We start from the raw sequence: 12818 nt of genomic DNA on the forward strand, positions 1-12818 counted from the left end.
AATGGAGAGCTTAACTTTTTTTTCAAAACAGGTTTTGAGATTGATAGGATTTCCTTTAGATCCGTTCATTTTACAGTTCAAAATGAAGGGGGAAGTGAGATGGCGGGATGAAGTACCATGAGATGAATAGACAAGAAGTAGAGGAAGCCTTAAATACAGACCTCTCTTCAGGATTAACCAGTGATAATGCAAAAAAACGCCTGAATCAGTACGGGTACAATGAATTGGAAGAAGGGGAAAAACAATCGGCACTGCTTTTGTTCTTCAGTCAATTCAAAGATTTTATGGTTCTTGTCTTATTAGCAGCAACATTTATCTCAGGACTTTTAGGAGAATATATTGATGCGATCGCGATCATTGCCATTGTCATTGTTAATGGGGTTCTTGGATTTTTCCAGGAAAGAAAAGCGGAAAAGTCACTCCATGCTCTTAAGGAATTATCAGCACCTCAAGTCCATGTATTGCGTGACGGCTCGTGGATGAAAGTATCCTCGAAGGAAATCGTCCCGGGGGATGTATTAAAGTTTACCAGCGGCGATCGAATTGGAGCAGATGTCCGTGTCATAGATTCGAAAAGCTTGGAAATTGAGGAGTCTGCGTTAACAGGCGAATCGCTTCCAGTACAAAAAAGCGTCAATCCCCTTAACAATGAAAATCCCGGAATCGGAGATATGGAGAATATGGCGTTTATGGGGACGATGGTCACGAGAGGAAGCGGTGCCGGGGTCGTAATTGGCACTGGAATGAAAACTGCCATGGGACAGATAGCTGACCTGCTGCAAAGCGCGGAAACGATGATCACTCCATTACAAAGAAGACTGGAGCAGCTTGGTAAAATTCTGATTGTGACAGCGCTCATTTTAACGGCACTCGTCGTCGTGATGGGCGTGCTGCAGGGCAATGAATTATATACGATGTTTTTAGCCGGGGTTTCCTTGGCGGTAGCAGCGATCCCGGAAGGATTGCCGGCGATTGTAACAGTTGCGCTGTCGCTCGGAGTACAAAGAATGATCAAACAGAATGCCATTGTAAGGAAACTGCCTGCTGTCGAGACCCTTGGCTGTGCCTCCGTCATTTGTTCCGATAAAACAGGGACGCTGACACAGAATGAAATGACGGTTACCCATTTGTGGAGCGGCGGTAAGACCTGGACGGTTGACGGAGTCGGATATGAACCAAGGGGGTCTTTTTACAAAGAGGAAGCGGCGATTGAATTAAGTGTGGAAAAAGCGCTGCAGCAAATGCTGATGTTTGGCATGCTCTGCAATCATGCTGAATTAATTGAAAAGAAAAAAGAGTATGTGATAGACGGAGATCCAACAGAAGGCGCCCTCCTTGTTTCGGCCATGAAAGCCGGGTACAACCGGGAACAATTATTAAGCCAATTCGAAATTGTCCATGAGTTTCCGTTTGATTCAACAAGAAAAATGATGACTGTCATTGTCAAGGATCAGAGCGGCAAACGTTTTGTTGTCACCAAAGGAGCACCTGATGTTTTGCTGGGAAAAAGTACGGCTATTTTATGGGATGAGCGAAAAAAATGGCTCGACCGTGAAACGATAGAAGGGGTACAATCAGCGATTAATCAATTAGCATCGCAGGCATTAAGAACGATAGCGTTCGGCTATAAGGAAATTTCCCCGCAAACCGTCATCTTAAATGAAACAGAGGTTGAAAAGGAATTAACGCTGATTGGACTGCAGGGAATGATTGACCCGCCGCGTCCGGAAGTAAGAAAGGCTGTAAAAGAGTGCAAGGAAGCCGGAATTAAAACAGTGATGATTACCGGGGATCATGTCATTACAGCCAAGGCGATAGCGAAACAACTCGGCATCCTGTCCCATCAATCGAAGGTGCTCGAAGGCTCAGAGCTATCCAATATGTCAGTCGAAGAACTCGAGGAAGTGGTTGAAGATGTGTCTGTTTTTGCCCGGGTTTCCCCGGAGCATAAATTAAAAATTGTGAAAGCATGGCAGAATAGAGGGCATATCGTGGCGATGACAGGGGATGGAGTCAATGATGCTCCGGCTATTAAAGCAGCTGACATCGGCGTAGCGATGGGGATTACAGGAACGGATGTAGCCAAAGAAGCATCGGCGCTTGTATTGCTTGACGATAACTTCGCGACGATTAAAGCGGCGATTAAAGAAGGACGGAATATTTATGAAAACATCCGTAAATTCATCCGCTATTTATTGGCTTCAAATGTCGGGGAAATATTGGTGATGTTATTTGCCATGATCCTTGCGCTGCCATTGCCTCTGGTACCGATTCAAATTCTGTGGGTGAATTTGGTGACGGATGGTCTGCCGGCAATGGCGCTTGGATTGGATCAGCCTGAGGGGGACGTAATGAAGCGGAACCCACGCAGTCCACGGGAAGGAGTATTTGCCAGGGGACTTGGCTGGAAGGTTGTTACGCGCGGTTTTTTAATCGGGATCGTTACCCTGCTGGCATTTATGATTGCCTACCAGCAAAATCCGTCTCACCTTGAATATGCTCAGACCGTTGCGTTCGCCACGTTAGTACTGGCCCAGTTAATCCATGTGTTTGACTGCAGAAGTGAAAAATCCATCCTGGCTCGTAATCCGTTTGGCAATAAGTATTTAGTGGGTTCTGTCATTCTTTCCCAGCTAATGGTGCTGGCAGTTATTTACTATCCGCCGCTCCAGCCTATTTTTCATACAGTGCCAATCAAAGCGTTTGATTGGCTTGTGATAACCGGACTGGCCGCCATTCCAACATTTTTACTAGCAGGCTCATTTTTATTAAGAAAAACAAAATGAAGTATGTTATAATTTCAAGGTGATAGAGACGGCTCTGTTGCCTTTCTTTTTTTTGTCTTCATTAAGATAGGTACAGATGGATGCGGAATGGATGTGAAGGAAATGGTTATGAGTATGACTGGTTTTGGCAGGTGCAAGAAAGGGATTGATTCCTTTTCAATCTCTGTTGAAGTGAAAACTGTTAACCACAGGTTTTCAGAATTTTATATTCGAATGCCCCGTCACTTTAATAAAATAGAAGATAAAATTAAGAAAATATTGAATACCTATCTACATAGAGGAAGAATGGAAGTATATGTAACCATTGATGGTGAAGGAATTGTCAATCGAAAGGTCCAGGTTGATTGGGAACTGCTTGAAAATTTAGTACAGTCCATTTCTCAAATTCAGCAGAGATATGGTATAAAAGAGGGACTTTCTCTGCATGATTTGCTAGGCAGGGAAGACATTATCCATATTGAGGAAGAAGAGACAGGCAATGAGGAAATTGATTCTATTCTCCTCGCGGCAGTTGAAGAGGCCGTTATCGGTGTAAAGCAAATGAGAGAGCTTGAGGGAGCTGCACTGGAAAAAGATTTGAGCACACAATTACATCATCTTCAGGACAAGGTATTGGACCTGAAGGTAAAGGCTCCGGCTGTTGTACACATGTATCAGGATAGATTAACGAAGCGGATTCAGGAATTCGCCAGCGGTCAACTAGAGGAAAACCGCATATTGACGGAAGTGGCTGTTTTCGCCGATAAAGCGGATATTAATGAAGAATTGACACGGCTTCAGAGCCATATTAAACAATTTGAGAGTATCCTTGCTCTCACAGAACCGGTTGGCAGAAAACTCGACTTTCTGATCCAGGAAATGAATCGTGAGGTAAATACAATTGGTTCAAAAGCAAATGATTCTTCTATTGCCAAAGAGGTTGTCGAAATGAAAAGCATTCTCGAGAAAATGAAGGAACAAGTGCAAAATATCGAATAAAGCAGTTTAGAAAACACTTGTCAAGGCGATAATAATCATTTATCATCATTCAGCAGGAATCCTGCACTTCTAAAAGTGGAAAATGAAAACGATAAAGATAAATTATTCATAATTGAAACTTAGACTGAATGATGATAAGCCTCCGGCGGATGCCTCGGATTTTTAAAGGTAATTTTTCGAGCAAGCGCGCTAGTATGGGCGCAAATTCGCCGGGGCGAATTTGATCAATGGGGAGGAGCATCAAATGATCAAGCTGATAAATATCGGGTTTGGTAATATTGTTTCTGCCAACCGGATCATTTCTATTGTGAGTCCTGAATCTGCTCCCATTAAAAGAATTATTCAGGAGGCACGTGACCGGGGTTCATTAATTGATGCAACATATGGCAGAAGAACGAGAGCTGTACTTATTATGGACAGTGATCATATTATTTTAAGTGCAGTGCAGCCTGAAACAGTTGCACATCGTTTGAACGACCGGGATGAAATAATGGATGAAGGGTAGGACGCTTTAATGCATGAAAAAGGGTTGTTAATTGTATTATCAGGACCATCAGGAGTTGGGAAAGGGACTGTAAGGAAAGCTATTTTTTCTCAGCCTGATTTGGATTTCAAATATTCTATCTCAATGACAACAAGAACTCCACGCGAGGGTGAAGTGGATGGTGTTGATTATTTCTTTAAAACAAGAGAGGAATTTGAATTGCTCATCGAGCAGGGGAAATTACTCGAATATGCTGAGTTTGTCGGAAATTATTACGGCACACCGGTAGACTATGTTCAGGAAACACTGGACAGCGGGAAAGATGTCTTTCTTGAGATTGAGGTACAGGGAGCACGCCAGGTAAGGGAGAAATTTCCTGATGGCTTGTTTATCTTTTTGATGCCGCCAAGTTTATCAGAATTGAAGAACCGAATTGTGACAAGAGGCACTGAAACAGAAGAAATCATTAATAATCGTCTGAATGTCGCCAAGGAAGAAATCGAAATGATGCACTTATATGATTATGTAGTGGAAAATGATCAAATTGAACTGGCATGTGAACGAATTAAGGCCATTGTCGTAGCAGAACATTGCCGCAGAGAAAGATTAGAACCAAAATATTTAAAAATGCTGGAGGTTAAATAAACATGTTATATCCATCTATTGATTCATTAATGACAAAAATTGATAGCAAATATTCTTTAGTATCTGTTGCCGCTAAACGGGCACGGCAAATGCAGCTGGGTGCACCGGTATTATTAAACCGCTATATCTCGCATAAAAATGTTGGGAAAGCACTTGAAGAAATTGATGCAGATCGATTAGTCTATCGTATTTCAGACAAAGTAAATGTAGAATATAGAAATGAATATTAATGTCAAGGGCTGATATCATCAGCCTCTTTTCTTTGTTTAAGGCAAGAATCAAGGTGCTCTTTTCATGACATGATTTGATTGATTCATAGTGAAAATTAACCAGTCTTCTTGCATAATAAACATATATGGATTCTAGATAGTAAACGGGGGTCAGGTTTATGTTAATCGGGAAGAAAATACTATTATGTGTTACTGGCGGAATTGCTGTCTATAAAGCGGCAGCGTTAACAAGTAAACTTACTCAAGCAGGAGCCGAGGTACGAGTCATCATGAGCGAATCTGCCGCTGAGTTTGTCCAATCTCTGACTTTTCAGGCATTATCACGTAATGATGTATATACGAATACCTTTGATGAAAAGGACTCGAAGAAAATTGCCCACATTCACTTAGCAGATTGGGCTGATTTGGTCTTAGTAGCACCTGCCACAGCAAATGTGATCGGAAAGCTGGCAGGAGGAATTGCCGATAATATGGTGTCAACGACTCTTCTTGCGGCCACTTCTCCTGTATGGATTGCACCGGCAATGAACGTCCATATGTACGAGCACCCCGCCGTCCAAAGGAATATGGAAACACTAAGGCAATATGGCTATACATTCGTTGAACCTGGAGAAGGTTATTTAGCATGTGGTTATGTCGGTAAAGGCAGAATGGAAGAGCCAGAAATCATCGTGGCAAAAATATCTGAGTTTTTTTCGCAGAAGAATCCAGGAAATCCGGGAAATCTCGCTGGAAAAACCATTGTCATCACAGCGGGACCTACGAGGGAAAAAATTGATCCCGTTCGTTTCTTGACCAATCATTCAACTGGAAAAATGGGGTACGCTATTGCCGAAGAAGCGATTGCTGCAGGCGCTAAGGTCATTTTGATTTCCGGTCCGGTGAGTCTTCGTCCGCCGCATGGGGGTGAAGTCATCCATGTGGAAAGTGCCGAAGAAATGTATCATGCTGTATTAAAGCATTTTGACCAAGCTGATATCGTCATTAAAACGGCAGCAGTGGCGGATTACCGTCCAAAGGTTAGTTATGACCATAAAGTGAAAAAACAGCCTGGTGACCAGGTAATTGAACTGGAACGGACAAAGGATATTTTATTGGAGCTTGGAAAGCGAAAACAAGGACAGATTTTAATCGGATTTGCTGCTGAAACGGATCAAGTGGACAAGTATGCCCAAAGTAAACTAGAAGCAAAAAATGCTGACATGATCGTCGCGAATAATGTCCGCGTAAAGGGTGCCGGTTTTGGAACAGATACAAATATTGTTACGATTCATAAAAGAAACGGCGAAAAGATTGAACTGCCACTGCTGTCAAAAAATGAGGTTGCTGTCAAAATTCTTGAGGAAGCAGGACTGCTTCTGAAGGAAAATGCTCAATGACGGTGGCAAAAGTGATTGTGGATGTTCCGGCAAAACAAACGGACAGACCGTTTGATTATTTAATACCCGCGAACTTGCTAGGGTGTATATCCCCTGGTATGAGAGTAGTGGTTCCATTCGGTCCGCGTAAAGTGCAGGGCTTTGTCGTTGCTGTTGAAACACAGTCTTCGTTTGACCATCTTAGGGAAATTATTGAGCCAATGGATATAGAACCGGTTCTAAATGAGGAGCTGCTCTATCTTTCTGACTGGCTGACTGAACATACTTTATGCTATAAAATCTCCGCTTTCCAGGTGATGCTCCCTCCAGCGCTGAAAGCCAAATATGAGAAAAAGATTAAGCTGAAGAGCCGACCATTTATACATGAGCTGGATGAAGCCATTCGCCCTTTCTTTTATGAAAAAGACATCCTTCATTGGGATGAGGTACTTAAATCGGGACAGCTTTCTGTGTTTCAGAAAAGTACAGCTGCTGGAAAATTAGAAGTATTATATGAAGTGAAGGAACGGGTAAAGAAAAAACAGGTTAAGATGATTACGTCACTTGTTAAAAAGGAAGATCTTGACAGGCTTGAGATCAAGAGCGGTAAACAAAAGCAAGTATTGGAGTATTTTGCGGACAACCCTGAAAGTATTGAACGAAAGTACTTACTGAAAACATTGAACATTTCTTCCTCTGTTTTAAAGAGCTTAATTGATAAGGGCTGGGTGGAAGAAACCGTTAAAGAAGTTTACCGTGATCCATATGAGGACCGCATCATCCAAAAAACAGAGCCGCTTAAGCTGACAAATGAACAATCTGCTGCGATCGGACCGATATTATCGTCAATCGAGGGTGAAAAACATGAAGTGTTCCTTTTATACGGGGTTACCGGGAGCGGAAAAACAGAGGTCTATTTACAATCGATCCAAAAGGTGATCGCACAAGGCAGAGAAGGGATTGTTCTTGTCCCAGAAATAGCCTTAACTCCGCAAATGGTCAATCGGTTTAAAAGCCGGTTTGGTGATCAGGTAGCGGTTCTGCACAGCGGTCTCTCTGTTGGTGAAAAATATGATGAATGGCGAAAAATCCAGCGCAAGGAAGTAAAAGTTGCGGTCGGTGCACGATCCGCCATTTTTGCACCTTTTGAAAATCTTGGTATTATTATTATTGATGAAGAACATGAGACGAGCTATAAGCAGGAGGATAATCCGAGATACCACGCGCGCGATGTAGCGATTGAACGGGGAAAAAGACACCAATGTCCCGTCGTGCTTGGCAGCGCAACACCTTCTCTGGAAACCTTCGCTAGGGCAAAGAAGGGTGTATATAAGCTATTAACCTTATCTAGAAGGATGAATGATCATAATTTACCGGATGTCCAAATCGTTGATATGCGCGAAGAATTAAGAGATGGCAACCGCTCGATGTTTTCGCGGATTCTGCATGAAAAAATCGAGGAACGGCTGGTCAAAAAAGAACAAATCGTCTTATTTTTAAATAAGCGGGGACATTCTTCCTTTGTTATGTGCCGTGACTGCGGTTATGTCATCCAATGTCCCAACTGTGATATTTCCTTAACCTATCACCGTTTTAACCAGCAAATGAAATGCCATTATTGCGGCTATGAAGCAATGGTGCCCAATGTTTGCCCGGAATGCGGGAGTGATCATATCCGCTATTTCGGAACCGGGACGCAGAAGGTTGAAGAAGAACTGGGTAAGATTTTTCCCGAGGCAAGGGTCATTCGGATGGACGTGGATACGACATCAAGAAAGGGAGCGCATGAAAAGCTGTTGACCGCTTTTTATGAAGGAAAAGCAGATATCCTGCTGGGAACGCAAATGATTGCCAAGGGACTGGATTTTCCCAATATCACCTTAGTAGGAGTTCTGTCTGCTGATACGATGCTGCATCTGCCTGACTTCCGCTCAAGCGAAAAAACATTTCAGCTGCTGACACAGGTAAGCGGCCGAGCTGGCAGGCATGAGCTGGCAGGGGAAGTGGTTATTCAAACTTATTCCCCTGAGCATTACAGCATTGAACTAGCCGGTGAGCAGGATTTTGATAAATTTTATCAGAGAGAAATGATGATGCGGAAAGTTCATCAATACCCGCCGTTTTATTACATTGCTCTTATTACGGTGCATCATGAGGAACTGCTGAAGGTCGTTGATACAATCGAGAAAATAACAAGATTTCTCCATTCCCGGCTAAGTCGAAATACGTTGATCCTTGGACCGGTGGCTTCACCTATCCCAAGAATCAATAATAAATACCGTTATCAATGTTTAATAAAATATAAACGGGAACCTGGATTAACGCAAATCTTAAAGGAGATTCTTGACCATTACGGGAAGGAAGCTCATACGAATGGACTGCAAGTATCCATTGATACAAATCCGTTTATACTAATGTAATAATTAGAATTTTGTTTTTTTAGATGAACAAATTATAGGAGGAACTTGAGTTGGCAGTAAAAAAAATAGTTAAGTATCCAGCGGAGATATTGGAACAGCCTTGTAAGCCAGTGACCGTTTTCGATAATAAATTAAAAAAGCTATTAAATGACATGTACGATACGATGATTGAATTTGACGGAGTCGGTCTCGCTGCTCCGCAAATCGGAGTAGACTTGCAGATTGCTGTTGTCGATATCGGCGATGAAAGCGGTACGATTGAATTAATTAATCCGGAAATTTTAGCAGCCACGGGGGAACAGACGGGTGTAGAAGGCTGCTTAAGTTTTCCGGGACTGTATGGAGAAGTCAGCCGCGCCTTTTACGTTAAAGTAAAAGCACAGGATAGAAAAGGCAAAAGCTTTAAAATAGAAGCAGAGGACTATCTGGCACGTGCGATCCAGCATGAAATTGACCATCTGCACGGTGTATTATTTACATCAAAGGTGTCAAAATATATTGATGAAAAAGAATTAGAGGAGGCGGGAAATTAATGACAAGAGTTATTTTTATGGGAACACCTGATTTTTCTGTCCCAATTTTAAGGCAGATGATTCAAGACGGCTATGAAGTAATTGCGGTAGTTACACAGCCGGACCGTCCTGTCGGCCGAAAAAAAATACTGACCCCTCCTCCTGTAAAAGTAGAGGCTATAAAACTGGGAATTCCTGTTTACCAGCCGGAAAAAATCAGCCGTGCGGAAGAATTGGCTCCAATATTAGAACTGAATCCTGAATTGGTGGTAACGGCTGCATTTGGTCAGATTTTACCAAGGCAATTGCTTGAAGCACCTCGTTTTGGCTGTATTAATGTACATGCATCACTTCTGCCAGATTTACGCGGCGGGGCTCCTATCCACTATTCGATTATCCAGGGAAAAGAAAAAACCGGCGTTACGATTATGTATATGGCAGAAAAGCTTGATGCCGGTGATATGTTAACGCAGATTGAAGTGCCTATTTTGGAGAATGATAATGTGGGTACACTGCATGATAAGCTTAGTGCTGCGGGAGCAAAGCTTTTAGCGGAAACGATCCCGCCCTTGCTCGAAGGCCGTCTTTCACCGATTCCACAAGTGGAGGAACAGGCTACGTATGCCCCAAATATCAAACGTGAGCAGGAAAAGATTGACTGGGCACAGGATGGTGAGACCCTCTATAATCAGATTCGCGGTTTAAACCCTTGGCCAGTCGCCTATACAACATTTAACGGCAATGTGATGAAGATTTGGCAGGCTGTTAAAGCAGATATTGGTACAAGCAGCGAACCGGGGACGATTATCAAAATTGAACCCGATGGCTTTACGGTGGCAACTGGCAATAAAACAGCGCTAAAAGTGATCGAATTGCAGCCTTCAGGCAAAAAGAAAATGACTGCGGAACAATATTTAAGAGGGTCTGGTTCTGAAATCGAGACCGGAATGGTTCTAGGGGATTAAACATGAAAACGAAAAAGAAAAATGTGCGTGAAACAGCGCTTGATATTCTCGAAGGTATCGAAAAGAATCAATCATATAGCAATTTGATGTTAAACCATGCGATTAAAAAAAATGAACTTGATCAGAAGGATATTCCTTTGCTGACTGAATTAACTTATGGTACATTACAGCGGAAAATAACGCTCGATTATTTTCTTGCCCCATTTATCGCAGAAAAGAAGCTGGAAAGCTGGGTTCGGCAATTATTAAGATTAACGCTTTATCAAATGTTTTTTTTAGATAAAATTCCGGATCGGGCTGCTATTTTTGAAGCAGTTGAAATCGCCAAAAAGCGTGGTCATAAAGGGATTAGCAGTTTGGTTAACGGGGTTTTGCGCAGCATCCAAAGGGAAGGGCTGCCTTCCTTTGCTGAGATATCAGACAATGCTGAACGCCTGGCTGTGAAGACAAGCCATCCGCTTTGGCTGGTGAAACGCTGGATCACTCAGTTTGGCTTTGAAGTAACAGAAGAGATGTGTGAGTTAAATTTGACTGCCCCGGAGATGTCCGGTCGTGTCAATTTGACTAGAATCAGCCGCGAAGAATGTTTGGCAATGTTAGAGGAAGAGGGCTTTGCTGTAAAAGCAAGTGACGCAGTACCGGAGGCCATCATCTGTTTAAAAGGGAATCTGGCCAATTCCTCTGCCTTCCAAACGGGGCTTTTGACGATACAGGATGAAAGCTCTATGACCGTTGCTCATGCTCTTGGTGCAAAAGAGCAGCAGCGCATTTTGGACGCATGTGCAGCGCCGGGCGGAAAAACCACTCATATTGCTGAGCAGCTGAGGGGAACAGGGCAAGTGATTGCGCTAGACTTACACGAACATAAAGTGAAGCTTATCCGTGATAATGCCCAGCGCCTGGGACTTGCGAATATCCGTGCAGAAGCACTTGACAGCCGGAAGGTTCAGGAGCATTTTGAGAATGAATCCTTTGATCGGATTCTGTTGGATGCTCCATGTTCAGGACTTGGTGTGATGAGAAGAAAACCTGATCTAAAATATACGAAAAATGAAACGGATTTACTAAAGCTTCAAGATATTCAAATATCCCTGCTTGAATCGGCAGCACCATTGTTAAAAAAAGGTGGTATTCTTGTTTACAGTACTTGTACAATAGATCAGGAAGAAAATCAGAACGTAGTAAAGGCTTTTTTAGAAAAACATCCCGAATTTGAATTTGACCTGACGGTGAAAAATAGATTGCCGGAAAGAATCCGCGGTTACATGAAAAATGGGGAACTGCAAATCCTGCCGCAATATATGAATTCAGATGGCTTTTATATCGCTTGTTTGAGAAAGAAGGTGCAGTAATGGAAACATCCGTAACAACAGAAAAAACAGAAACAGTCATTGAAAAAATCTCTATTTATTCTTTACAGCTGCAGGAATTAAAAGACTGGTTAAAGGAACACGGGGAAAAGGCTTTTAGAGCGGAGCAAATTTTTGACTGGCTCTACAAAAAAAGGATTGCTGATTTTTCGGAAATGAGCAATCTCTCCAAGAATTTGCGGGAAATTCTCGAAGAGGATTTCACCTTGACGACGTTAAAGACCTTGGTTAAGCAGGAATCGGCAGACGGTACGATTAAGTTTTTATTCGAACTGCATGACGGGTTTTCCATTGAAACGGTATTAATGCGCCATGACTACGGCAATTCAGTTTGTGTCACAACACAGGTTGGCTGCCGGATTGGCTGTACATTTTGTGCCTCAACGCTTGGGGGTCTAAAGCGGAACCTTGCGGCAGGGGAGATAGTGGCTCAGGTAGTAAAAGTACAGCAGGCCCTTGATGAAACAGAAGAACGGGTAAGCTCCATTGTGATCATGGGTATTGGCGAGCCGTTTGAAAACTATGATAACATGTTATCCTTTTTAAAGATTATTAATCATGAAAAAGGACTGAATATTGGGGCCCGCCATATTACCGTTTCTACAAGCGGGATTATCCCAAGAATCTATCAATTTGCCGACGAAAATATGCAAATCAATTTTGCTATCTCGCTGCATGCGCCTAATACTGAAATCCGCAGCAGACTGATGCCGATTAACCGAGCTTACAAACTTCCAGATTTATTGGAAGCAGTTCGTTATTACATTAATAAAACCGGCCGCCGTGTGAGTTTTGAATATGGTTTATTCGGCGGGGTAAACGATCAAGTGGAACATGCCCAAGAGTTGGCACGGTTAATCAAAGGGATTAAGTGCCATGTCAATTTAATTCCAGTCAACTATGTACCTGAACGGGATTATGTGCGGACACCGCGTGAGCAGATCTTTAAATTTGAAAAAACTTTAAAGGATGCCGGGGTTAATGTAACGATTCGCCGTGAGCAGGGTTCTGATATCGATGCAGCATGCGGACAGCTTCGTGCAAAGGAACGTAAAGAAGAAACGAGGTGA

The 12818-nt window shown here is 42.7% G+C and carries 11 protein-coding genes; all 11 read left to right on the top strand.

Translation table 11 applies throughout. The features are described from left to right. Positions 1-107: 107 nt before the first annotated feature. The 11 genes from HNR53_RS01885 (at position 108) to rlmN (ending at position 12818) form a co-directional block, all read left to right on the top strand. Entirely contained in the window at positions 108-2786 is a 2679-nt protein-coding gene (locus tag HNR53_RS01885; protein ID WP_184522102.1) for a calcium-translocating P-type ATPase, SERCA-type, read from the top strand. Positions 2787-2888: 102 nt separating this feature from the next. Further along, complete coding sequence (locus HNR53_RS01890; protein ID WP_184522749.1) at positions 2889-3764, top strand: YicC/YloC family endoribonuclease; 876 nt, start codon at positions 2889-2891, stop codon at positions 3762-3764. 244 nt (positions 3765-4008) lie between these two features. Next, positions 4009-4269, top strand: coding sequence for an extracellular matrix/biofilm regulator RemA (remA, locus tag HNR53_RS01895; RefSeq protein ID WP_184522105.1), 261 nt, complete (start codon positions 4009-4011; stop codon positions 4267-4269). 9 nt (positions 4270-4278) lie between these two features. Beyond that, the gene (gene gmk / locus HNR53_RS01900) at positions 4279-4893 is read left to right on the top strand and encodes a guanylate kinase (RefSeq protein ID WP_184522108.1); all 615 of its coding nucleotides are present in this window, start codon (positions 4279-4281) and stop codon (positions 4891-4893) included. A 2-nt stretch (positions 4894-4895) separates the two neighbouring features. Next, entirely contained in the window at positions 4896-5123 is a 228-nt protein-coding gene (rpoZ, locus tag HNR53_RS01905; RefSeq protein WP_184522111.1) for a DNA-directed RNA polymerase subunit omega, read from the top strand. A gap of 158 nt (positions 5124-5281) precedes the next feature. Beyond that, positions 5282-6502 (top strand): bifunctional phosphopantothenoylcysteine decarboxylase/phosphopantothenate--cysteine ligase CoaBC, encoded by a 1221-nt coding sequence (coaBC, locus tag HNR53_RS01910; protein ID WP_184522114.1) that lies wholly within the window; start codon positions 5282-5284, stop codon positions 6500-6502. Then, positions 6499-8901: a primosomal protein N' gene (priA, locus tag HNR53_RS01915; RefSeq protein WP_184522117.1), complete on the top strand. Its 2403-nt coding sequence runs from the start codon at positions 6499-6501 to the stop codon at positions 8899-8901. The genes coaBC and priA overlap by 4 nt, the downstream gene beginning before the upstream one ends. A gap of 50 nt (positions 8902-8951) precedes the next feature. Further along, on the top strand, positions 8952-9434 hold the full coding sequence (gene def, locus HNR53_RS01920) for a peptide deformylase (protein ID WP_184522120.1): 483 nt from the start codon (positions 8952-8954) through the stop codon (positions 9432-9434). Then, positions 9434-10378 carry a methionyl-tRNA formyltransferase gene (fmt, locus tag HNR53_RS01925; protein ID WP_184522122.1) on the top strand — a complete coding sequence of 315 codons (945 nt, stop codon included), beginning with the start codon at positions 9434-9436 and terminating at the stop codon, positions 10376-10378. The genes def and fmt overlap by 1 nt, the downstream gene beginning before the upstream one ends. Positions 10379-10380: 2 nt before the next feature. After that, complete coding sequence (rsmB, locus tag HNR53_RS01930) at positions 10381-11730, top strand: 16S rRNA (cytosine(967)-C(5))-methyltransferase RsmB (protein WP_184522124.1); 1350 nt, start codon at positions 10381-10383, stop codon at positions 11728-11730. After that, positions 11730-12818: a dual-specificity RNA methyltransferase RlmN gene (gene rlmN / locus HNR53_RS01935; protein ID WP_184522127.1), complete on the top strand. Its 1089-nt coding sequence runs from the start codon at positions 11730-11732 to the stop codon at positions 12816-12818. Before rsmB ends, rlmN begins: the two co-directional genes overlap by 1 nt.

The organism is Bacillus benzoevorans (assembly GCF_014207535.1).
Classification (GTDB): domain Bacteria; phylum Bacillota; class Bacilli; order Bacillales; family Cytobacillaceae; genus Bacillus_BD; species Bacillus_BD benzoevorans.

What these genes read in the sequence shown, in the direction of transcription:
- fmt (WP_184522122.1), top strand. Translation starts at nt 9,434, where the DNA reads ATGACAAGAGTTATTTTTATGGGAACACCTGATTTTTCTGTCCCAATT.
- priA (WP_184522117.1), top strand. Translation starts at nt 6,499, where the DNA reads ATGACGGTGGCAAAAGTGATTGTGGATGTTCCGGCAAAACAAACGGAC.
- gmk (WP_184522108.1), top strand. Translation starts at nt 4,279, where the DNA reads ATGCATGAAAAAGGGTTGTTAATTGTATTATCAGGACCATCAGGAGTT.
- remA (WP_184522105.1), top strand. Translation starts at nt 4,009, where the DNA reads ATGATCAAGCTGATAAATATCGGGTTTGGTAATATTGTTTCTGCCAAC.
- rpoZ (WP_184522111.1), top strand. Translation starts at nt 4,896, where the DNA reads ATGTTATATCCATCTATTGATTCATTAATGACAAAAATTGATAGCAAA.
- HNR53_RS01890 (WP_184522749.1), top strand. Translation starts at nt 2,889, where the DNA reads ATGGTTATGAGTATGACTGGTTTTGGCAGGTGCAAGAAAGGGATTGAT.
- coaBC (WP_184522114.1), top strand. Translation starts at nt 5,282, where the DNA reads ATGTTAATCGGGAAGAAAATACTATTATGTGTTACTGGCGGAATTGCT.
- HNR53_RS01885 (WP_184522102.1), top strand. Translation starts at nt 108, where the DNA reads ATGAAGTACCATGAGATGAATAGACAAGAAGTAGAGGAAGCCTTAAAT.
- rsmB (WP_184522124.1), top strand. Translation starts at nt 10,381, where the DNA reads ATGAAAACGAAAAAGAAAAATGTGCGTGAAACAGCGCTTGATATTCTC.
- rlmN (WP_184522127.1), top strand. Translation starts at nt 11,730, where the DNA reads ATGGAAACATCCGTAACAACAGAAAAAACAGAAACAGTCATTGAAAAA.